The organism is Kribbibacterium absianum (assembly GCF_030067705.1).
Lineage (GTDB): Bacteria > Actinomycetota > Coriobacteriia > Coriobacteriales > Atopobiaceae > Kribbibacterium > Kribbibacterium absianum.
Genome location: NZ_JASJEX010000005.1, coordinates 60,392 through 81,913, shown reverse-complemented (window position 1 = coordinate 81,913; position 21,522 = coordinate 60,392). Strand labels below are relative to the sequence as shown.

Here is a 21,522-nt window from a genome sequence, read left to right as displayed (position 1 = left end):
GCCCAGGGGCTGCCCGCGCGCCCGGGGCGCGCGTGCGGTGCGAGAGCCAGCGGCGCGGGACATAGGTGCCGTAGCCGAGCGTCCCGCTGCCGGGGCGACTGGGACAACTGGGACAAAGGTGCCGTAGCCGTGCGTCCCGCTTAGTGGACGCACGTCAGCTTGAGGCCAGCCACGCAGCCGACAATCCCGGCCAAGAACAGCACCGTTGGCCAGGAGAAGGGCTGGGCGCCGGTGGCCATGGACCAGACGCAGGTGGCGACGGCGCCGATGCCCACCCACACGGCATAGGCGGTGCCCACGGGCAGGTCGCGGAGCGCGAAGGCCAGGCCACCCATGGATGCGATGAGTCCGAGCACAAAGACCACGATGGCTGGAATGTTTGATAGACCGTCGACGCGGTCCAACGCGGTGGCCCAGACGGCCTCCATGCAGCCCGACACGACCAGAACGACCCAACTCATGGGAGCCTCCTCGGCTCCGTCTTTTCGCTGGCCTGGTACGGGGCTCCTCGTCAGGTGCCCGGTTGCGGGCAGGGGCAGCGTACCACGCCCTGGGGCGCGCGTGCCAGACACCCCCGTCCCGGCTGGGACGCAGGGCTCCGGCACCAGCGTCCCACTTACTGGCCGTGCTGGCCGTTCACCTGGTCGCGAGCGCGCACGGGGCCCTCCTTGAGGACCAGCTCCACGGCATCGGCGCCGCGCGACGCCTCCGCCAGTTGCTCCTCCCAGACGTCGCCCTTCATCTGCTTGAGCACGTAGTCCGCCGGGTCCATCTTTCCGGGCGGCCGGCCGATGCCGTCGCGCACGCGCACGAAGTCCCGGCTGCCGAGCTTGTCGATGATCGAGCGCATGCCGTTCTGCCCGCCATGTCCGCCGCCGATCTTCACGCGCACCTCGCCGGCCGGGATGTCGAGGTCGTCGTGCACCACGAGGAGCTGGTCCGGCGCGATGCCGAGGCGCTTCGCCAACTTGGAGACGGGGCCGCCGGAGCAGTTCATGAAGCTCTGCGGTTTGGCCAGCGTGATCGTGCGGCCGTCCACTGTGGCGGTGGCGACGAGGGCGCCGTCCTGGTTCTTCCAGTAGGTGACGTTCCAGCGGCGCGCCAGCTCGTCCACCGTTTGGAATCCCGAGTTGTGGCGCGTCTGCGCGTATTCGGGCCCCGGGTTGCCGAGGCCGACCACGAGCTCGATGGGCTTCGCCGTCTTGGGCGGGTTCGCGCCGCGCGGCTTCTTGGTGCGCGCGGGGCGGTCGTCGCCAATCGCGCGGTGGCCGTGCTTCTCCTCGTACTCGCGCTGGCCACGGGTCTCGGAGCGCTCGGCCTTCTCCTCGGCCTCTTGGGCCGCGTACTTGTCTGCCATGGGAGCCTTTCTGTCGCCCTGCATTCTCTCGACAAGGATACGTACCCGGCGAGACGATTCGCGACGGCGGAGATCCGGGCGGCCTCCCGGCGCTCAGCGGGACATAGTTGTCCCGCACCGGCGTCCCAGCCGCCAGTTGGGGAGGGACAAACGCGTCCGGCACCTATGTCCCGCGGGCTGGGACAAACGCGTCCGGCACCAGTGTCCCGCGCGCCAGCCGCGATGGGACAGCCGTGTCCGGCACCAGTGTCCCACCAGCGTCCCGCGCAAGAGAAAGCGCGGCGGACCCGGACGGCCCGTCGCGCTTCTCGGAGTCGTGTTGGCGCCCGGCTACAGGTTCAGGTCCGCGCCGAACATGCCGGACACGCTCACCTCGTTGTAGATGCGCTGCATGCACTCGGCGAACTCGTCGGCCACCGAGATCACCTTGATCTTGTCGTCGTGGCACGCCGGGTCGAGCGGCACCGCGTCGGTCACCACGCACTCCACGATGGGGGCCTCCTCGATGCGGCTGACGCCCTCGCCGGAGAAGATGCCGTGGGTCGCGCACACGTAGATATCGCCCGCGCCGAGCTTCTTGAGCTCGCGCACGCCGGCGCACAGGGTGCCCGCAGTGTCGATCATGTCGTCGTTGATGATGCAGGTCTTGCCCTTGATGTCGCCGATGATGCCCGTGACCTCGGCCTGGTTGTGCTTGGGGCGCCCCTTGTGGGCGATCGCGAGCGAGCAGCCGAGCATGTCGGAGAGCTTCTTGGCGGCCTTGGCGCGCCCCACGTCCGGGGACACGACCACGAGCTGGTCGGTGTCGAAGTCGAACTGCTTGTAGTAGTCGCCGAAAAGGTCGAGCGCGGTGAGGTGGTTCACCGGGATGTCGAAGAAGCCCTGGATTTGGCCCTGGTGCAGGTCGAGGGTCACGACGCGGTCGACGCCGGCCGTCTCGAGCAGGTTCGCAACGAGGCGCGCGGTGATCGGCTCGCGCGGGGCGGCCTTGCGGTCCTGGCGGGCGTAGCCGTAGTGGGGGATCACTGCGGTGAAGGTGCGGCAGCTGGCGCGCTGGGCGGCGTCAGCGGCGATGAGCGTCTCCATCAACATGTCGTTGACGTTCTGACCCACGATGGACTGGACGAAGAACACGTCGGCGCCGCGGACCGACTCGTCGAAGCGGCAGTAGATCTCGCCGTTGGCGAACTGCTTGAGCAGCAGGCCGGAGAGCTCCACACCGAGAATGTCGGCGATGCGCTGGGCCAGCGCCGGATTGCTGTTGCCCGTGTACAGCTTGAACTTCTTGACCATCGGGGTCGGGGCGTTGAGGTTTTGCTCCTCGGTCATGGGTGCCGGATCTCCTTCTCTCGGTGCTGACGCGTCGCTCGTGGGTGGACTGCCTACTTCTGATGCTTCGCCGCATGCACGGCGGAGTAGCCGGGGATGTTGGTCTGGCGGGCGCGCCCGAGGCCGAGGGCCCCTGCCGGCACGTCCTCCACGATGCAGCTGGCGGCGCCGGTCATGGCGTCGTCGCCGAGAGAGACCGGGGCGACCATCATCGTGTTGGAGCCGATGAAGACGCGGTCGCCGATGGTGGTGGGGTTCTTGCCGTAGCCGTCGTAGTTGCAGGTGATGGAGCCCGCGCCCACGTTGACGTCCTCGCCCATCGTCGTGTCGCCGATGTACGAGAGGTGCGGCACCTTCGAGTTGCGGCCGATGGTGGACTTCTTGATCTCCACGTGCGTGCCGGCCTTGGAGTGCTCGAGCATGTGGGTGCCGGGGCGCAGGTACGCGCGCGGCCCGCACGTGACGCCCTTCTCGAGGACGGCCTGCTCTGCGACGGTCTCGTCCACGGTGCAGCTGTCCGCGACCGCAGTGTCCGTGAGGCGCGTGTTGGGGCCCACCACGCAGTCCTCGCCGATGGCGGTCGTGCCGTTGAGGAAGGTCATCGGGAGCAGCTCGGTGTCGCGGCCAATGGTGACGTCGGGGCCGATCCACACGAGGTCGGGGTCGCACATCGTGACGCCGGCGGCCATCCAGTGCTGGTTGATGCGGCGCTGCATGACCTTCGCAGCCTCGGCCAACTGGATGCGGGAGTTGACGCCGAGCGTCTCGGTGTCGTCCGAGACGTGCTCGGCCACCACGGACTGGTCGGCGTGCTTGAGGATCTCCACCATGTCGGTGAGGTAGTACTCGCCCTGCACGTTGTTGGGGGTGATGTCGCCGATATGGGCCTTGAGCTGCTCGGCGTCGAAGGCATAGACGCCGGAGTTGCACTCGGTGAGCTCCTCGCGCTGCGCCGGCGTGCAGTCCTTGTGCTCGATGATGGCGTCCACCTGGCCGGTCTCGTCGACGACGATGCGGCCGTAACCGGACGGGTCGGGCGGCGTCATCGTGAGGACGGCCGCCGCGTGGCCCTGTTCGGTGACCTGCTGGGCGAGGCTCTTGATGGTCTCCGGGACGAGAAGGGGCGTGTCGCCGTAGAGGACGAGCACGCAGCCGTCCTCGACGTCGGCTTGCTCGAGAGCGACCTTGAGCGCGTGGCCGGTGCCCTTGCGCTCCTCTTGGACCACGGTCTCGACGTTCCACGGGGAGAGGGCTTGCTGCACCTCCTCCGCGCCGTTCCCAATGACAACCACCACGCGGTCGGCGCCGGCCTGCTGCGCGGCGTCGACGGCCCAGCCCACGAGGGGCCTTCCGAGGATCTGATGGGTGACTTTGGGGTGCTTGGACTTCATACGCGTGCCCTCGCCGGCAGCGAGGACGATTGCGGTGATCGGCATGCAGAGGCTCCAAAAGGCCGGGTCCAGAACGCTTGCATCATAGCGCAGGGCTCTGGCGGCTCCGGGGAGTCTGGCACGGATTGTTCGGAGGATCGTACAAACGACCACGGGGCTGACGGCTGGGACAAAGGTGCCCCAGGCGCGTGTCCCGCCTGCGGCGCGGGCGGGACACAGGTGCCGTAGACCTCCGTCCCAGGTGGGACGGAGGTGCCGGACACCAGTGTCCCAGTCGGGTACAACGGGGCAAAGGAGGTCGCCATGTGTGGACGAATGGAGCCGCTCACGCTGCGGCAGGTGATGAGCGTGCTTCAAGGGCTCGCGGCCGACGCGGCCAGTGGCGTCACGCTCGATCCGGAATGGCGCGAGCGCCTGCGTGACGTGTTCCCGGGCTCCGCGGTCCAACTCATGCTTCCCCTCACAGTTCTTGGCGCCGAGACAGACGGCCCGGCTGTTGAGATTCCCGGCGTCACGTCGCCGATTGCTCCGGCGCAGCTGGACTGGGGCTTTTCCAGTCCGAGCAACCCCAAGCAGCGCGTGTTCAACACCCGTATCGAGACGGCCGCCCGCGATGTCGAGCGCGGCTGGGGCCTCTGGAAGGAGCCGCTCGAGAACGGGCGCTGCGTGGTTCCGTGTCGTTCGTTCTTTGAGCCGAGCCGCGACGAGAAAGTGCTGAGCCCGCGCACCGGTCGCGAGATCAAACGCCAGTACGAGTTCCGCACGGCGGGGGAGGACGTCACCCTGCTCGCAGCCGTCGCGCAGGGCGGCCGCTTCTCGGTGGTCACCACCGAGCCCAACCGCGACATGGAGGACATCCATCCGAGAATGCCGCTCGTGCTGGAGCCCGAAGAGGTGGCGGTATGGCTGGGTTCCGACTACATGGAGCTGCGGGACCGGTCGTCCGTGCGCTTGGAGTCGAGGCCGGACGACCCGGCGCCCGCCGGTCAGCTGAAGCTGCTGTGACGCGGGTGGGACGCACGTGTCCGGCACCAGTGTCCCGGGTGGGACGCACGCGTCCGGCACCGGTGTCCCAGTTCCGGTGGGACGCACGTGACCGGCACCGGTGTCCCAGCGCGGGACGCACGGCTACGGCACAAGTGTCCCAGTCGCGACAGAGTAAGTTCACATACTGATTTTTTGCAGATTCGGAAAACAAAAGGTCGGCAACCAAAAACGGCTCCCGACCTGCGCAAATCTGTGGCTGGGGCAGAGGGATTCGAACCCCCATAACTGGCACCAAAAACCAGGGTCCTGCCGTTGGACGATACCCCAAAGGTCTGTTCAGTGTAGCAGCCCCGCGCCGGGGAACAAACCCCTGACAAACAAGGGACGAGGAGGCGCGGCGTGCTCAATGGCCTGGCGACGATGATGCAGGTGGCGGACAAGGGCAGGACCTTGAGCGCCACGGCCGAAGCCGACGCCACGGCGGCCATCGACACGTCCCGCCAGATGAGCGAGCGCCTCGCGGAGGTCAGCGCCACGGATCCGCTCGCGGCCGTCTGCTTCCTCATCGGCGTCGGTTGCGTCGTCGCGATCATCCTCTCGGTCGCGAGCGACCGCTTCAAGAGCCAGGTCAAATGGCTCGGCACGATGGCGGGCAAGTTCGCGATGATCCTGCTCGGCGGGTTCTTCCTCCTCCTGCCCATTGCGATGCACACCACGGCCGGCTCGGGCTACCTGTGGCCCAAGCTCGGCGAGTCCGTCCCTGCGGCCGCCTACCTCATGTTCGAGACCATGGGCTTCTCGGCGGACCTCTCGGACTGGACCGTCACGATCCACACCATCATGGGCAACGGCGCGCTCGCGGAGCTCTACTTTTGGCTGCTCGCGTTCTACACCGTCGCGAGCCCCGTGGCCCTTGCGCTCACGGCCATGGATGTGCTGATGAACGGCCTGACCGGTTTCATGGTCTATTTCGAGAGCTGGAAGAAGTGCGTCCGCCGCCGCGACATCTACGTCTTCTACGGTCTCGACGACAACACCTCCACGCTCGCCCTGGACCTGCTCGGACAGGTGGCCGACAAGTCGAGCGACAATCCGCGCGACCGCATGCCGCTCCTGATCTTCTGCAATGTCGAGGGGTCGACCGGGGAGGGCGACTCGCTCGTGCAGCAAGTGCGCCAGGACGCCTATGGCTGCGCGACGGTGATCTTCACGCCGATGCCCCTCGAGAACATCCCCAACCGCCTCGCGCCCCCCACGCAGACCCGCTGCAACGTCTATTACCTCGTGCTCTCGGACGACACCGACGAGAACGTCCAGGCCACCATCCGCCTCTGCGACCAGCTCACCACGCAAATGATGGTGTGGGAGATGATCGGGCGGCGCTGGGACGTCCGCAACATCGAGCCGAAGCCCCAGCTCCGCCCGCGCACCGAGGCCTACGCCCGCAACGTCCGCGTCTGGTGCGTCCACGACAACCCGGACGACGACCTGATCTTCGACTCGCTGCCGCAGCGCAAGCCCGACGACCAGCTGATGGTGCACCTGCTCCGCCACAACGCCGACCGCGGCTCGGCGGACAAGCGCCGCCCGCACATCGAGACCGCGCTGCAGCCCTTGATGGTCGTGGTGCGCAACCTCGTGGAGGTGCGCCTCATTTCCGAGCAGCGCGAGGTGGTGTGGGACACGCTCACGACCAACCCGCTCACGCAGGTGCTCGACCCGGTGGACGTCTCGCAGGACATCGTGCCGTTCCAGCGGCTCGTGGTGGTGATCTGCGGGCTGGGCTCGTTCGGCCTCGAGGCGCTCCGTGCGTGCTTCTGGTTCGGGCGGCTGCCGGGCGTGGAGCTGCGCATCGTGGGCGTCGACCGTCGCGCGCGGGACGTGGCCCAGCACATGGCGGCCGCATGGCCGGAGCTGGTGTTCGAGCGCGTTCCGGAAGGCATGCCGTCCGTGCGCCCGGACCTTGAGCGCCCGCTGACGGACGCCTCCGGCTCCGACGCCGTTCCCACCGTCTGCTTCATGGAAGCGGACGCACGCTCCCTCGCGATGCACGACCTGCTCGACGGCACGCCGGTGCAGGGCTTCTCGATTGGGCCGGAGGGAGAGGAGCCGGAGACCATCGTCGTCGGGGACTCGTCCCGCATCTATGTGATGGTGATGCTCGGGGCCGACGACCTGTCGCTCGACGCGGCCTTGCGCCTGGAGCGCACCCTGTCGCGGCGGGCCCTGGCGGGGCGCCTGTCGGCGGGCTCGCCGCCGGCACAGAACCCGCTGGTCAGCGTGCTGGTGCGCAACCAAGAGGTGCTCGAGTCCGTGCGCGACGTGACCCATGGCGACGAGCAGTTCTCGTTGCGCCCGTTCGGTTCCACGCAGGAGGCCTTCTCCTACGAGCGGATCCTCGGAGCCCCCTGGGAGGACGCGGCCATCAACCTGCAGGCGGCCTACACGCAGGCGCGGCGCGTCGCGCAGGGGCTCGACCCGCAGGTCACGCACGCCGAGGCCATGGAGGCGTTCAACAGCTACGAGATCAAGAAGCTCTCCAACCGCGCGGCGACCCGGTTCACGCCGTACCGCCTGTGGTGCGTTGGGCTCGAGGCCAACGGCGGCTTCCCGTCGGAGGAGGCGGCGGCGCAGTGGGCGGACAAGCTGGGGACCCAGGCGCTGGCGGTGTCGCTGACGGGCCGCGACGAGACGGCCGTGCGCCTGCTCTGCGGCATCGATTTTCCGGACCGGGGGCTCTCCCAGGAGGACCGCGACAAACGCGTGGCGCTCCTCAGGTCCGTGGAGGAGGCCGAGGCCAAGGAGTACCCGGTGGTGTGCTCGCTCGGGGACCTCGAGCATGCGCGCTGGTGCGCGTTCCTGCGCGCCCAGGGCTGGAGCGCCGTGGACGGGGGCTTCGACGCGCTCGAGCGGATGGTCTCGTTCGTTGGGCTGCAGGACGACCCCGCGCGTCCCTATCCACACGAGTCGATGCGGCTGATGCGTCATTACTATCTGGTCGACGATCCCGCGGCGTACCGCATGCGGGGCGCGGAATGCCGCGGCGACCCGGCGGCCTACGACCGGGCCATAGTGACGCAGGCGGTGCGGGCCATGAGGCGCGAGGTGATCGAGCCCGAGTATGGGAGGCACCCCCACCTGCACCGACTGGAGGGCATGGGGCGCAAGAGAACGCGCAGGCGCGGGTAGCGCGCCCGGCGGGACGTTCGTGTCCGGCACCTGCGTCCCAGGTGGGACAGTGGTGCCGGAGCCCAGCGTCCCGCCCGGGACAAGCGCTGGGACAAACGCGTCCGGCACCTGCGTCCCAGTTGGGACAGTGGTGCCGGAGCCCAGCGTCCCGCCCGGGACAAGCGCTGGGACAAACGCGTCCGGCACCTGCGTCCCAGTTGGGACAGACGTGTCCGGCACCTGTGTCCCAGCCGCACCGCGCCCCATCGGGTACCATCGGTCTCCCCATCGTCGGAAGGGAGCCCGCATGGCCTTCGTCCATCTCCACAACCACACGGACTACTCCATGCTCGATGGCGCTACCCGCGTCGAGGACATGGTCAAGCGAGCGGTCGACCTCGGCATGCCGGCCGTCGCGATCACGGACCACGGTTACATGTACGGCGTGCCGGACCTCGCGCTCGCCACGGATTCCTACAACCACGCCGAGCCCGACTACCAGCAGTGGTTCCACGACAAGGACAACCTGCTCAAAGGCCGTCCCGTCGAGGCCCCGGACCCTCAAGACGAGCGCGCGTACGCCCAGTACGAGCGCGACATGGCCGCCTGGGACGCGGGGCTCGACCTCGACACCGTCAAACCCAAGCCCAAGATCAAGCCCATCTTCGGTTGCGAGGTCTATTTCACGCCGGAGTCGGACCTGCCGCGCGACCACAAGCCCGAGCTCTACCACATGATCCTTCTGGCCAAGAACGAGACCGGCTATGTCAACCTCATGAAGGTGGTCTCGGACGCCGCCACGCGCGGCTTCTATTACAAGCCTCGCGTCACGCTCGAGATGCTCCAGGAGCACTCGGAGGGCCTCATCTGCACCTCGGCCTGCGTGGCCGGCATCGTTCCCCGCAACATCATGAACGGCAACCCCGCCGAGGCCCTTCGCTGGGCGCGCACCTTCAAGGAGACGTTCGCGCCCGGGGACTTCTATTTGGAGGTCCAGGAGCACCACGAGGAGATCGTCGAGGGCTGGACGGACCGGCACCTCTCGGAGACGCTCGTCGACATGGCCAAGTCCATCGGCGTCAAGGTGGTCGCCACCAACGACTTCCACTACCTCACGCGCGAGGACGCCGGCATGCAGGACGTCGTGAGCTGCATCGGCATGAACAAGACGCTCGACGACGAGCAGCGCCTGCGCATGACCCAGACCGCCCCGGGCGAGGGCGAGTACTACATGAAGAGCGAGGAGGAGATGCGCGCGCTCTTCGACTGGTACCCCGAGGCCTGCGACAACACGGTGGAGATCGCCGACAAGTGCGACTTCGAGCTCGACTGGTCGCACATGTACCTGCCCAAGTTCCCTGGCCTGAAGGAGGGGGAGACCTCCGAGCAGCGCTTCCGCCAGGAGTGCGAGGAGGGGCTCGCCAAGCGCTACGGCCCCGAGTGGCGCACGATGGACGTCAACGGCGTCAACGTGCGCGAGCGCTTCGAGTACGAGTACCAGGTCATCTGCGAGAAGGGCTTCGCGGACTACTTCCTCATCGTCCAGGAGTACGTGCGCTGGGCCAAGGAGAACGGCATCGGCGTGGGCCCCGGCCGCGGCTCGGCCGCCGGCGCCATCGTGGCCTACGCGATGGACATCACCACGTTCGACCCGCTCGAGAACGGCCTCATGTTCGAGCGCTTCCTGTCCCCCCAGCGCTCCGAAATGCCCGATATCGACATGGACTTCGACGACGAGCGGCGCCTCGAGGTCATCCAGCACGTCCGCGAGCTCTACGGCCCCGAGCGCGTGTGCCACGTCATCACCTATTCCACCATCAAGGCCAAGCAGGCCCTCAACGACGCGAACCGTGTGCTCGGCTTTCCTGTGTTCATGGGCCAGAAGCTCTCGAAGATGGTGTCGAGCGACCCCAAGGCCAAGCTCAAGTTCGTGCTCAACAAGACGGAGGGGCACGAGGACCTCTACAGCCCGGACTTCCGCGACGCCTACGACAACGACGAGGACAGCCGCCGCATTATCGACGCCGCCCTTTCCATCGAGGGCCTGACCCGCGGCGAGGGCGTGCACGCGTGCGCCGTCCTCATCGCCCCCACGCCGGTGAACGACCACGTGCCCACGAAGCTCGACACCAAGGGCGGCGTGGAGATCACCCAGTACGAGGGGCACTCGGTGGCCGACATGGGCCTGCTCAAGATGGACTTCCTCGGCCTCCGCACGCTGACCGTGATCTCCAAGGCCCTCCGCAACATCCGCGAGAACAACCCCGGGGCCGATGACGTCGCCAACGCGCCCGACGCCGTCAAGGCCACGGTCAAGCCGGGCTCCGTGGGCGTGGACATCGACGTGGACAAGATCCCCTTCGACGACCCGAAGATCTACGAGCTGATGGGCCGCGGCCACACCGCCGGCGTGTTCCAGATCGAGTCCGGCGGCATGACGGCCACCATCAAGGGCATGCAGCCCAAGGAGTACCGCCAGGTGGTGGCCCTCATCGCCCTCTACCGCCCCGGCCCGCTCGGCGCCGGCATGGTGGACTCCTACATCAACCGCATGAACGGCAAGGAGAAGGTCGCCTTCTACGACGAGCGCCTGTCCGAGATCCTGGACGAGACCTACGGCACGATGGTCTACCAGGAGCAGGTCATGCAGATCTCGATGAAGATGAGCGGCTTCTCGGCCGGCGAGTCGGACTCCCGTATCCGCAAGCCGGTGGCCAAGAAGAAGATCAAGCTGCTCACGTCCACGGTGTTCCACTGGGACGACGGCGCCGACGAGACCACCTACGACCACTGGATGAACGGCGCCGTCAAGAACGGCTACAAGCGCGAGGTGGCCCAGCGCATCTGGGACGACGTGCTCGAGTTCGCCTCCTACGCGTTCAACAAGAGCCACTCGGCCGGCTACGCGATCCTCGTGATGCAGACGGCCTGGCTCAAGGCCTACTACCCGCGCGAGTACATGGCCGCCGTGCTCACGAGCTACACGGGCAAGACCGAGAAGATCGTGCACTACGTCAGCGCCTGCCGTCAGGAGGGCCTCGACGTGCTGCCGCCGGACGTCAACGAGTCCGGCACCGAGTTCACGGCCGTGCCCGAGGGCATCCGCTTCGGCCTGGCCGGCATCCGCGGCGTGGGCGAGGGCGCGGCCGAGGCGATCCTGGCCGAGCGCGCGGCGTCCGGGCCGTTTAAGCACCTGCACGACTTCGTCGACCGCGTGGACCCGTCCCAGGCCAACCGGCGCGTGATCGAGGCGCTCATCAAGGCCGGCGCCTTCGACTCCACCGGGTACCCGCGCTGGCAGCTGCTGTCGCTCGTGGACAAGAACAACCCCGAGAACATCATCGACGCGGCGTCGAAGCGCTCCAAGGAACGGGCGGCCGGGCAGTCGTCGTTCTTCGACCTGTTCGCGGACGACGAGGACAACGGCGGCTTCGGGGACGACGTGCCGGAGCCGAGCGAAGACGAGGGCGACCGCCGCGCGAAGCTCGCGGCCGAGCGCGAGGTGCTCGGCATCTACGTGTCGGACCACCCGTTGCGCCCCTATGAGTACGCGCTCGCGAAGGCGCGGAGCTTCACCATCGGCGAGGCGCTCAACGGCTACGAGGAGACGGACTCCGCAGGGGCCGTGCGCATGCACCAGGTGAGCGACGAGCGCGAGATCTGGCTGGCCGGCATGGCGAGCTCGGTGGCCAAGAAGACCACCAAGAAGGGCGAGCCGATGGCCATCGTCACGCTCGAGGACATGGAGAACGACATCGACGTGGTGGTGTTCCCCAAGACGTACAAGGCCAGCGCGACGGCGCTCGAAGGGGACGAGGCCGGGGGAGACGTGTTCGTGCGGATCCTCGGGCGCATCGACCGGTCCGACCGCGGCGACCAGTTCCTTGCGAGCAAGATCGAGCCGCTCGTCCTGGACGAGACGACCAACCGGCCGAAGGTGCTCGAGCTGCTCGTGCCGGCCGAACGGCTGGACAAGCACCTGCTGAACAAGCTCTCGAGCGTGTTCGGGCGCTACCAGGGGCTCGACCGCGTGGAGCTCTTTGTGGAGGGCGACGATGGGCAGGCGCTGCGTCTCGAGCTGCCGGTGAAGGTGGACGCGCGGAACGTGGTGCTGTTCGCGGAGGCGCAGGCGCTCGTGGGCAAAGAGGGCCACGTGGTTCTGGCGTAAGGGGCAGGCGTCCGGGCGACCGGATGCTCCAACTACATGGGCGCCGTCCTTGACTCCTGGTAGGGCAACGAGAAGCGCGCGACCACGTGTCGCCCCTCGTTGTACAGCTCCAGCTTTGCCCCGAGAGCGTTCGCGTACTCCTCGGCCAAGGCCATCCCGATGCCGCAGCCACCGTCCGAGTCGCTCCAAAAGCGGTCAAACAGGTGCTCCAGCTGCTCCTGGCCCAACGGCTCGCCGTCGTTCGCGACGAGCACGGTCGTTCCGCCGCAGCCTGTGAGCGTCACCTGCGTCCTTGCGTGCCGCACGGCATTGGCGAGCACGTTGAGCAGCACGGTGTGGGTCATCCGTGCGTCGGACGTCACAGGCATCTGGCGGTCCAGGCCTACGGTCAGCTCGACACCCCGCTCGGCCGCCAGCGGCTCGACGGTAGCGAGCGCGTCGTAGACGGTCTCGCGCAGGTCCATGGCCGCGAACTCGGGATGGGGCGGTTGCGCATCCACCTTGGATAGCTGCAGAATGCCGTCCACCAGGATTCCCATTCGATGAACCTGGTGCTCGATGTGGCGGCCGACCTGGCGAGGCTCGGCCTCCTCGCGGTCGAGGAGCGCGGCCTCCGCGCCGATGACGGCAAGCGGCGTCCGCAGCTCATGGGAGGCGTTGGCGAACAGCTCCGCCGCCTGACGTTCCGCCCGGCAGGTGCGGCGGGTCAAATCGAGCCCGACACCAATGAGGGCAGCGCTCAAGACGAGTGCCCCGATGCCTATCGGAACAATTGTATGGTGAAGGATCGAAGAGACGAGGGTCACGTCTGTCGCGTAGACGGGGACGCTCGGGTTTGACAAGCGACTGTCCGCGTAGAGCGGCCCTTGAGCGAGCAGAAGAAAGAAAACGCCGTTGTCATCGAAAACGAGGGTAGGCTCCTTCTTGAGAGCTTCCTCGGGATGCTCCCGAACCCACTCCAAGCAGGCTCCGAGGGGCGTGGATGCGTGCTCCTCCAGCATCTCGCCCCACTCGGGCGATTCCAGACCCGAGGGCACCATAGCCATGGTCACAGACAGGCCAGAGAACTCGGACACTTCGGCGTGGGTCCCACTCTCGGCTGCCGCTCGGAGGGCTCGGCTCGCTGCCGCGGCGACCTGACCCTCTTGCAGGGCAAAGAGCGCTGCCAGCAACAGGACTCCTGTGATCGGAGCGGTGACGAGAAAGACGGCGAGAGACCGCAGGCGGCTCTTCCGCTTGGTGCCCTTCGTCATGAGATGCCCTCTCTCCTGACGAAACGGTAGCCGTAACCCCACACCGTTTCGTTGAAGCAGTCAGCCCCGGCAGCAAGCAGTTTGTTGCGCAGGCGCCGGTTGGCCTCGTCTACGGAACGGGCCTCAATGGCATCGGCAGTATTCCACACGGCCAGAGCCAGCTCCTTGCGAGAGACGGCATCCCCTGGTCGTTCGAGATAGAACGCGAGTAGCCGCAGCTCGGTCGGAGTGAGCGCCACCCTGGCTCCCCCGACTGTGGCCTCTCTGCGAGAGGCTGCGTACGCCACGTTCCCAAAAGACCGCTCCACGGGCGGGTTCGGCGCGAGAGGCTCCCAAGAGATGGTCGATCTTCGCAGCAGGGCGCGCACCTTCGCCAGGAGTACGGCCGTTGAGAAAGGCTTGGTCATGTAGTCGTCGGCTCCCAGGTCCAGACCGGCGCACTGATCATTCGCAGAATCGCGAGCAGTCAGAAGAATGATGGGAACCGAGGAGAACTGACGGACGGCCTTCAAGGTTTGAAGGCCGTCCAGTACCGGCATCATGATGTCCAACACAATGAGGTCGCAGGGATGCTTGGCATGGGCGCGGAGCAATGAGGCGCCTTCGGGAAAGGCGGACGCATCGTGACCCTCGCTTCGAAAGAGCACCACGAGAGCATCTGAGAGGGCCCTGTCGTCCTCTCCCACATAGAGAGACGCCATTGTGCTCCTAATCCTTGTAGTAGAAACGCTGCACCTCTGTATGGGGGCCCGATTTCGTATACGAAATGACAATCTCTATGTATTGACCCCCATTTGTCACATATGCCCTGCAGGTGAGGTTGCTTACTCCTGCTCCTTCCGAAATGACTGTTGCCCTCGACACTCCAGTGAAGAGCCCAGAGCTGTCGTTAACGGTGTAGAGGACGTTGATGCGGATGCCGTGTGAAAAAACGAACGTTCGATCGTAAGTCAGAATCGCGTGGGGCGCGGGAGCTTGACAGACCTCAGTACCGACGAGCCGAGCGGTGTTTTTCTCGGATGTGCATGGGTTCGAGGGAAGGACGTCGTCGATTTGCAGAATGGCGGCCTGAGCGACGGAGCCAGAGAACAAGAGAGATGTCACGAGTGCAAGGGAGGCAACCAGGCCGGAAACGATACGTTTGATATTCACGATCGGTCCCTTCCGTTGGACCTGCATGTCTGAAGCGCTTCTGATTAAGAGATTACAAACGCAGGTCGACGCTCACAACCTCTGGAGACCCTCAAAAGCGCCACAGAACTGCCACCGACGGCTGCGAGTGGGACGCACGTGTCCGGCACCGGTGTCCCGCGGTTGCGAGCGTGTTTCTAATCGGGCCGATTCTGGGGCAAGCGGGCGCCTCTTGGCGGTGGGTGGTAGTATACCTCCATGTTCTTGCATAATCATCGGTTATTCAATCGAGTTTATGCATGAATGCAGGCCACGTAGAGCAACCCGAAGGAGGAGCCGATGAAGCCCACGCCCGTCCACACCGTCACAACAGCCCGTCGCGTCCGCCGCGGCTTCTTCGTCGCCGTCGCCGTGCTCGTCGCGTGTCTCGGTCTTGTCGCCTGCGGGGCGTCGTCTCCCGGCGATGCTCCTGCCACGGGTGACACCGCGGCCGCCGACTCCGCCAAGGCCTCCTACAACGGGACCGACTTCACCACCGTGCAAGAGGGCAAGCTCATCGTCATGAGCGACCTCGCGTACCCGCCCCTGGAGTCCATCCCTGAGGGCAAGACGGCCGCGGACGCCGAGGGCTACGAGGTGGCCGTCGTCAACGCCATCGCCAAGAAGCTCGGCCTCACCCCCGAGTGGCAGCAGGTGAAGTTCGACATCATCATCCCGACCATCAAACAGGGCGGCAAGGCGGACCTCGGCGCCTCCGCGTTCACCATCACCGACGAGCGCAAGGAGGAGGTGGACTTCACCGACCCCTACCTCGACTCCAACCAGGGTCTCGTCATGAAGAGCGCCGACGCGGTCGCCGACCCCGCCGCCAGCCTCAACACTCCCGACTGCAAGGTGGCCGTCCAGTCCGGCACCACCGGCGAGGCCTGGGTCAAGGAGAACATCCCGAACGCCACGCTCGTCTCGCTCGACGACGCCATCCAGGCCATGACCGGCGTCCAGTCCGGCCTCTACAACGCCTGCGTCGCGGACCTGCCGGTCATGCAGTACCTCTGCAACTCCAGCTACCAGGACCTCGAGGTGGTCTCGGAGATCCCGACGGGCGAGCAGTACGGCTTCGTCGTCTCAAAGGACGACCCCGGGCTCACCGCCGCCATCAACACCGCCTACCAAGAGCTGTTGGATGACGGAACCATTAAAGAACTGCAGCTCACGTGGTTTGGGGAGGAGCTCTCCTAACCGGTCCCTTTTATTGAACGCTTCCGGCCCCCGCCCATCGGGGGCCTCCTGCGTTCCTCAGAGGAAGGTCTCTCCATGAACGAGCATCCCGCCTTGCTCAGGACCGCCGCGGCGCCGAGGCCCCTGCGCCGACGCCGTCTGTGGGTGCTTGTTGCCTGCCTTTTGGTCGCGGCCCTCGGTGCGGTCGCTGTGGCCCCGGCGACGGCACAGGCCCTCACGACGGACAAGGCCACCGCCAAGCCCAACGAGGACGGCGGCTCCGGCGTCATCGGCGGCATCGAGACGCGCCTGACCTGGGAGGGCACCGTCGAGGACGGCGAGGAGGTCACGAGCGTGACCCTCGACGTGCCGGACGGGGGCACCTTCGACGGCTCGACCACGCGCGTGACCGTGCTCGAGGGCCTCAACCGCAAGGAGATTGACGCGACCGCCACGCCCGACGGCAACGTGCTGACCATCGCCTTCGCCACGCCCATCGAGGCCGGCGACCTGCTGCGGCTCGAGGTCACCAACATGAAGTTCCCGGCGGAGGGCGGCGACGTCGTCGTCACGGGCACCTACGAGACGGGCGACGGCGAGTCCCGCGCGCTGGCCGAGAGCCCCGCCATCGCCACCGTCGCCAACACGCCGCTTCAGGCCATCGTGGGCTGGCTCGACGAGCAGCCCTGGGTCGAGGCGTGGAACTCCAACCAGTTCCTCGGCATGTTTTTCAAACCGCAGCTGTTGGTGACGTCGTTCGCCTCGCTCGCGCCGGGGTGGCTCGTGTGCCTCGTGATCATCGTGGCCGCGTACCCCTTCGCGATCCTGCTCGGCCTGCTCTTCGCGTTCATGAAGATGGCGAAGCACCGCGCGGTGCGCGCCGTCGCGGTGACCTACATCAACATCCTGCGCGGCACGCCGCTCTTCCTGCAGATCTACATCATGTTCTTCGGGCTGCCGATGATCGGCATCAACATCGACAACAACGTGCTCGGCGTCATCGTGATGGCGGTCAACTCGTCCGCGTACCTGGCCGAGATCTTCCGCGCCGGCATCGAGTCCATCCCGGCCGGCCAGTACGAGGCGGCCGACTCGCTCGGCATGAACCGCCGCCAGACGATGGTCTCCATCATCCTGCCGCAGACGGTGCGCCGCGTGCTCCCGACCGTGACGAGCGACTTCATCACCGGCTACAAGGACACGTCGCTCCTGTCCTCCGTGGGCGTCATGGAGCTGATGATGTACTCCAAGAACCTCACCGCCGTGTCCGGCAACATCACGCCGTACATCGCGGCGGCCATCTTCTACCTGATCGTCACGCTGCCGCTCATCAAGGTGGTGGGTGTGGTCGAGAAGCGTTTGGCGGCGAGCGAGTCGGGCGGCGGCCCGCGCCCGAAGGGCGGCCAGCCGGCGAACGAGGAGACCCCGGAGGTCGCAGGGCCGGAGCAGCCCGTGGGCGGGCCTCTGGCGGAGGCGGCGGCCCAAAAGCCGAGCGCGGTGGCGCAGCTTCTGGCGCCGTTCGGCCTTGGGCGAGCACCCGAGGCGAAGCTAGCGCCCTGTGCCGTCGCAGCTGGAACGCAGGTGCCGGACGCGTCTGTCCCGGTTGGGACGCAGGTGCCGGACGCGTCTGTCCCGGCTGGGACGCAGGTGCCGGACGCGTCTGTCCCGATCTCGTCCACCAACCGGCGCTAGGAGGCCATCGATGAAACTCCCCATCACTCGCAAGGGCCCCGAGGTTCCCCCGGCGATGGACCCGCAGGAGGCCGCCTCTCGAGCCTACGAGCACGACAAGTCGCTCTCGACCCATGCGTTCGTGGAGGGCGAGCACCCAATCGTCCGGATCGAGCACCTTAACAAGTCCTTTGACGACAACCTTGTGCTCAAGGACGTCAATCTGACCGTGTGGCCGGGCGAGGTGGTCGTGGTGCTCGGGCCGAGCGGGTCGGGCAAGTCGACGATGCTTCGTTGCATCAACCTGCTCGAGACGCCCACCGCCGGGCACATCCTGCTCAACGACGTCGAAGTGAACGACAAGAAGGGCAAGGAGCTCTGCGGCCTGCGGCGCCACCTGGGCATGGTATTTCAGAGTTTTAACCTTTTCCCGCACCTCACGGCCAAAGAGAACGTGATGATCGGGCAGTGCAAGGTGCTGGGGAAGTCCAAGGAGGAGGCCGAGGCCGAGGCGATCAAACAGCTGGAGGCCGTGGGCCTGGGCGACCGTGTGGACTACACGCCCGCACAGCTCTCCGGCGGCCAGCAGCAGCGTGTGGCCATCGCGCGTGCCGTGGCGATGCACCCGGACGTCCTGCTGTTCGACGAGCCGACGAGCGCCTTGGACCCGGAGCTGGTGCGCGGCGTGCTCGACGTCATGCGCGACCTGGCCGAGAACGGCGGCATGACGATGATCGTGGTCACGCACGAGATGGGCTTCGCCCGGGACGTCGCCGACCGCGTGGTGTTCATGGAAGGGGGCGTCGTAGTCGAGGAAGGCCTGCCGGGCGACGTGTTCGACCATCCCAAGAACGAGCGAACGGCGGCCTTCCTGGGCAACATCCGCTGAGCGGGACGCTGGTGCCGTAGCCGTGCGTCCCACCTGGGCCGGCAGCCGGGACGGCGGTGCCGGTCGCGTGCGTCCCAGCGCCGGCAGGTGGGACAGGGGCGTACGGCACGTGCGTCCCTGCGGCACGTGCGTCCCAGTGGGACGGCGGTGCCGGTCGCGTGCGTCCCGACGTTAGCGCCCATAACGTCATGAATCAATGTGGCAGAACGTCCCAGCTCTTGGGCTTGAGTCCTGTTACAATTTGCTGACGTTTTGCTGTGGTAACATTGCGGCTATCGTTTTGCCTGCACGCCGGACCCGTCGGCCGAGGAGGCCTCACCTTGCAGCACCACAAGAACGTCCTGCTCGTATCCCGCGGCACGCGTCTCCATGAGCGCATGCGTGAGCTCTCCCGTGCCCTCGACATATCCGTCCTGCTCGCAAAGCCCGAGACGTTCGAGCAGGCCATCTCGTCCGGCCACGAGTTCGACCTCGTGGTGCTCGACCTCGCGGGCGTTGCCCCGGAGCTGCTCAGCCGCGTCGACACCTACGTCACCGACAACTCCGGAATCCCGCGCCTCTTGGTGCTCGACGAGGAGCAGCTCGGCAGCCTGCGCATGCCGGTCCAGGGCCGCAGCGACTTTGTGCTCGCCAACGGTTGCGAGGGCGAGTACGAGGTGCGCATGAGCCAGCTCCTCTGGCCGGGCGAGGAGACGGTGCCGAGCGACTTCGTCACCATCGACAACATGACCATCAACCTCGCCACCTATCAGGTGACCATCGACGGCGAGCCGGTCGACCTCACCTTGATGGAGTACTCGCTGCTCTCGTTCCTGGCGACGCACCCGAGCCGCGCCTACTCCCGCGAGGCGCTCCTTCACCGCGTGTGGGGTTTCGAGTACTGCGGCGGCACGCGAACGGTGGACGTCCACATCAGGAGGGTGCGCTCGAAGGTGGGCCCCCAGATCGCGTCGCACATCGTGACGGTCCGCGGAGTGGGATATCTCTTCAAGCTGTGATTGACCGGGCGGACAACCCGAGCTTGCGATGCCCGCATCAAGTGATCGAGAGGTTCGTGAGCCGTTTGGGGAGCCTTGACGGAGATCCCGGCATTAGCCGTGCGTTCAGATACTCCCTCGATTAGCGGGTACGTAAGCACATAGCGCACGGGCGGAGCGTTGGCTCCGCTTTCTTTTGAGAGGAACCACCATGCCCTTTGACGACGAGAGCGCCACCGAGCCCACCCCCCAGCACGAGGCCGCGAACGCCGAGGTTTCTGGCGCCGGGGAGCCCAAGCCCCGGCACGAGGCCAACGGGCAAGCCCCCCGCCGGCCCATCGCGATGCACGCCGTGGACCACGAATGGCCCGGGGACACACCTGGTGCCCAGCGCACGGCCCCGCAGCCGCGTGTCGAGCAGCCCACGGAGAGTGTCCCGACCCAGCGCACGCAGGCGCATGCCGCTCAGCCGACGAGGCCTCAGCCGCGCGCGGCTGCGACCCCTGCGAACCCGGCGCAGACCAAAGAGCAGCCGAAAGCGCGCGCACAGCGGGCTGCGGCACCGGCTCCGACGGTTGAACCGTCGCCGAGCCAGAACAGCGCGAAGCGGCCAAAGAGCCCCAAGGCCGGCCATCCGTTCTGGGTTGGTCTTGTCGGCGGCCTTCTCGGCGCTGCGGTTGTGTGCGCGGTGCTGATGGGCGTCACGGGCGCCTTCGGGGGCTCGGGGGCCGACCCTGTCTCGCCCACGACGAGCAACACGGGGACCATCGACATCAACACGTCGGGGGAGGACGTGACCACGGCAGAGGCGGTCGCCGCGAAGTGCCTGCCGAGCGTGGCCTCGATCACCGTGACGGCATCGAGCGGCGACGGCGTGGGCTCCGGCGTGGTTCTCGACACGGAGGGCAACATCCTCACCAACTATCACGTGGTCGAGGGCGCCCAGGCCATCGTGGTGACGCTCAACAACCAGAGCTACGAGGCGACCCTGGTGGGCGACGACGAGTCGAGCGACCTGGCCGTTGTGAAGATCGACCCGGGCGACACCAAGCTGACGCCGATGGAGGTGGGCGACTCCTCCGCGCTCACGGTGGGCGAGTGGGTCATGAGCATCGGCAGCCCGTTCGGCTTGGAGCAGTCGGTGACGACCGGCATCGTGAGCTCGCTGTACCGCTCCACGATTCTGCAGGGCACGAGCGGGAACACCATCTACACCAACCTCATCCAGACCGACGCGGCCATCAACCCGGGCAACTCCGGCGGGGCGCTCGTGAACGCGAAGGGCCAGTTGGTCGGCATCAACTCGACGATCATGAGCACGAGCGGTTCGAGCGCCGGCATCGGCTTTGCGATCCCGAGCAATTATGCGGCGCACGTGGCCGACCAGATGATTGCCGGCAAGGTGGTCGAGCATGCGTACCTGGGGGCGAACGTGGCGACGGTGACCGCGCAGAACGCCGCGCGCTACCACTTGGCCGTGAGCCAGGGCGCGTACATCGTGGGCGTGGTTGACGGTGGCCCGGCGGCCGAGGCCGGCCTGCAGGAGGGCGACGTGGTGACCAAGCTGGGCGACGAGGCCGTGACCTCCGCTGACGGCTTGATCCTCGCGGTGCGGGGGCACTCCGTGGGCGACACCGTTGACCTGACCTACTACCGGGGTTCCGAGGAGAAGACAGTGACGATCAAGCTGGGGAGCGACGCGAGCAACACGGCGAAGGAAGAGGAGCGGTCGTCCTCGCTCGACACGCTGCCCGGGGCTGCGCAGTAACGGCGGGACGCTGGTGCCGTAGCCGCATGTCCCGCATGTCCAGGACGGGTCCCTTCTTCGGAGGAACCCGTCCTTCTTTTTCAAAGCGGGACATCGGTGCCGGACACATTCGTCCCAGCGGGACATCGGTGCCGGACACGGATGTCCCCACTTTCTTGAAGAGAACGCTTGTACTAAACCGAACACTTGTAGTATCCTCCTGGAAACCAAGGGAC

The 21,522-nt window shown here is 66.8% G+C and carries 15 protein-coding genes, 1 tRNA gene and 1 riboswitch; of the genes, 8 read left to right on the top strand and 8 right to left on the bottom strand.

Translation table 11 applies throughout. The features are described 5' to 3' along the window. Positions 1 to 140: 140 nt before the first annotated feature. From QJ043_RS09430 to glmU, 4 genes are all read right to left on the bottom strand, one after another. On the bottom strand, positions 141 to 461 hold the full coding sequence (locus QJ043_RS09430) for a DMT family transporter (protein ID WP_283713467.1): 321 nt from the start codon (positions 459 to 461) through the stop codon (positions 141 to 143). A gap of 10 nt (positions 462 to 471) precedes the next feature. Further along, positions 472 to 536: riboswitch (guanidine-III (ykkC-III) riboswitch) on the bottom strand. An 80-nt stretch (positions 537 to 616) separates the two neighbouring features. Next, entirely contained in the window at positions 617 to 1,357 is a 741-nt protein-coding gene (pth, locus tag QJ043_RS09425; protein WP_283713468.1) for an aminoacyl-tRNA hydrolase, read from the bottom strand. Between the two features lie 330 nt (positions 1,358 to 1,687). Continuing rightward, complete coding sequence (locus QJ043_RS09420; RefSeq protein WP_283713469.1) at positions 1,688 to 2,686, bottom strand: ribose-phosphate diphosphokinase; 999 nt, start codon at positions 2,684 to 2,686, stop codon at positions 1,688 to 1,690. Positions 2,687 to 2,739: 53 nt separating this feature from the next. After that, on the bottom strand, positions 2,740 to 4,122 hold the full coding sequence (glmU, locus tag QJ043_RS09415) for a bifunctional UDP-N-acetylglucosamine diphosphorylase/glucosamine-1-phosphate N-acetyltransferase GlmU (protein WP_283713470.1): 1,383 nt from the start codon (positions 4,120 to 4,122) through the stop codon (positions 2,740 to 2,742). A gap of 258 nt (positions 4,123 to 4,380) precedes the next feature. Between glmU and QJ043_RS09410 the strand changes: the two genes are divergently transcribed. Continuing rightward, on the top strand, positions 4,381 to 5,082 hold the full coding sequence (locus QJ043_RS09410) for an SOS response-associated peptidase family protein (RefSeq protein WP_283713471.1): 702 nt from the start codon (positions 4,381 to 4,383) through the stop codon (positions 5,080 to 5,082). Positions 5,083 to 5,317: 235 nt separating this feature from the next. On the opposite strand, the gene QJ043_RS09405 is transcribed toward QJ043_RS09410, so the two are convergent. Then, positions 5,318 to 5,391 (bottom strand) — tRNA-Gln (locus tag QJ043_RS09405). A 72-nt stretch (positions 5,392 to 5,463) separates the two neighbouring features. Between QJ043_RS09405 and QJ043_RS09400 the strand changes: the two genes are divergently transcribed. Both QJ043_RS09400 and dnaE read left to right on the top strand, forming a co-directional pair. Continuing rightward, positions 5,464 to 8,253, top strand: a complete 2,790-nt coding sequence (locus QJ043_RS09400; protein WP_283713472.1) for a hypothetical protein — start codon at positions 5,464 to 5,466, stop codon at positions 8,251 to 8,253. Positions 8,254 to 8,539: 286 nt separating this feature from the next. Beyond that, the gene (dnaE, locus tag QJ043_RS09395) at positions 8,540 to 12,400 is read left to right on the top strand and encodes a DNA polymerase III subunit alpha (protein ID WP_283713473.1); all 3,861 of its coding nucleotides are present in this window, start codon (positions 8,540 to 8,542) and stop codon (positions 12,398 to 12,400) included. 32 nt (positions 12,401 to 12,432) lie between these two features. Here the strand turns inward: dnaE and QJ043_RS09390 are convergent, their stop codons facing one another. From QJ043_RS09390 to QJ043_RS09380, 3 genes are all read right to left on the bottom strand, one after another. Next, positions 12,433 to 13,446 carry a sensor histidine kinase gene (locus QJ043_RS09390; RefSeq protein ID WP_283722809.1) on the bottom strand — a complete coding sequence of 338 codons (1,014 nt, stop codon included), beginning with the start codon at positions 13,444 to 13,446 and terminating at the stop codon, positions 12,433 to 12,435. A 203-nt stretch (positions 13,447 to 13,649) separates the two neighbouring features. Beyond that, entirely contained in the window at positions 13,650 to 14,354 is a 705-nt protein-coding gene (locus QJ043_RS09385) for a response regulator transcription factor (protein WP_283713475.1), read from the bottom strand. Between the two features lie 7 nt (positions 14,355 to 14,361). Then, positions 14,362 to 14,805, bottom strand: coding sequence for a hypothetical protein (locus tag QJ043_RS09380; RefSeq protein WP_283713476.1), 444 nt, complete (start codon positions 14,803 to 14,805; stop codon positions 14,362 to 14,364). A gap of 318 nt (positions 14,806 to 15,123) precedes the next feature. Here QJ043_RS09380 and QJ043_RS09375 point away from each other — a divergent pair, with 318 nt between their 5' ends. From QJ043_RS09375 to QJ043_RS09355, 5 genes are all read left to right on the top strand, one after another. Beyond that, a complete protein-coding gene (locus tag QJ043_RS09375; RefSeq protein WP_283713477.1) occupies positions 15,124 to 16,023 on the top strand; it encodes an ABC transporter substrate-binding protein in 900 nt (299 codons plus the stop codon). A 75-nt stretch (positions 16,024 to 16,098) separates the two neighbouring features. Beyond that, entirely contained in the window at positions 16,099 to 17,694 is a 1,596-nt protein-coding gene (locus QJ043_RS09370; RefSeq protein ID WP_283713478.1) for an ABC transporter permease subunit, read from the top strand. A 10-nt stretch (positions 17,695 to 17,704) separates the two neighbouring features. Beyond that, the gene (locus tag QJ043_RS09365; RefSeq protein WP_283713479.1) at positions 17,705 to 18,562 is read left to right on the top strand and encodes an amino acid ABC transporter ATP-binding protein; all 858 of its coding nucleotides are present in this window, start codon (positions 17,705 to 17,707) and stop codon (positions 18,560 to 18,562) included. Positions 18,563 to 18,939: 377 nt separating this feature from the next. Next, positions 18,940 to 19,560 (top strand): response regulator transcription factor, encoded by a 621-nt coding sequence (locus tag QJ043_RS09360; protein ID WP_283713525.1) that lies wholly within the window; start codon positions 18,940 to 18,942, stop codon positions 19,558 to 19,560. A 190-nt stretch (positions 19,561 to 19,750) separates the two neighbouring features. Further along, the gene (locus QJ043_RS09355; protein WP_283713480.1) at positions 19,751 to 21,307 is read left to right on the top strand and encodes a trypsin-like peptidase domain-containing protein; all 1,557 of its coding nucleotides are present in this window, start codon (positions 19,751 to 19,753) and stop codon (positions 21,305 to 21,307) included. Positions 21,308 to 21,522: the final 215 nt, after the last annotated feature.

Bases quoted from the DNA above. Each gene is read 5' to 3' on its own strand.
- QJ043_RS09430 (WP_283713467.1), bottom strand. From the start codon at position 461: ATGAGTTGGGTCGTTCTGGTCGTGTCGGGCTGCATGGAGGCCGTCTGG.
- pth (WP_283713468.1), bottom strand. From the start codon at position 1,357: ATGGCAGACAAGTACGCGGCCCAAGAGGCCGAGGAGAAGGCCGAGCGC.
- QJ043_RS09420 (WP_283713469.1), bottom strand. From the start codon at position 2,686: ATGACCGAGGAGCAAAACCTCAACGCCCCGACCCCGATGGTCAAGAAG.
- glmU (WP_283713470.1), bottom strand. From the start codon at position 4,122: ATGCCGATCACCGCAATCGTCCTCGCTGCCGGCGAGGGCACGCGTATG.
- QJ043_RS09410 (WP_283713471.1), top strand. From the start codon at position 4,381: ATGTGTGGACGAATGGAGCCGCTCACGCTGCGGCAGGTGATGAGCGTG.
- dnaE (WP_283713473.1), top strand. From the start codon at position 8,540: ATGGCCTTCGTCCATCTCCACAACCACACGGACTACTCCATGCTCGAT.
- QJ043_RS09390 (WP_283722809.1), bottom strand. From the start codon at position 13,446: ATGGCTATGGTGCCCTCGGGTCTGGAATCGCCCGAGTGGGGCGAGATG.
- QJ043_RS09385 (WP_283713475.1), bottom strand. From the start codon at position 14,354: ATGGCGTCTCTCTATGTGGGAGAGGACGACAGGGCCCTCTCAGATGCT.
- QJ043_RS09375 (WP_283713477.1), top strand. From the start codon at position 15,124: ATGAAGCCCACGCCCGTCCACACCGTCACAACAGCCCGTCGCGTCCGC.
- QJ043_RS09370 (WP_283713478.1), top strand. From the start codon at position 16,099: ATGAACGAGCATCCCGCCTTGCTCAGGACCGCCGCGGCGCCGAGGCCC.
- QJ043_RS09365 (WP_283713479.1), top strand. From the start codon at position 17,705: ATGAAACTCCCCATCACTCGCAAGGGCCCCGAGGTTCCCCCGGCGATG.
- QJ043_RS09360 (WP_283713525.1), top strand. From the start codon at position 18,940: ATGCGTGAGCTCTCCCGTGCCCTCGACATATCCGTCCTGCTCGCAAAG.
- QJ043_RS09355 (WP_283713480.1), top strand. From the start codon at position 19,751: ATGCCCTTTGACGACGAGAGCGCCACCGAGCCCACCCCCCAGCACGAG.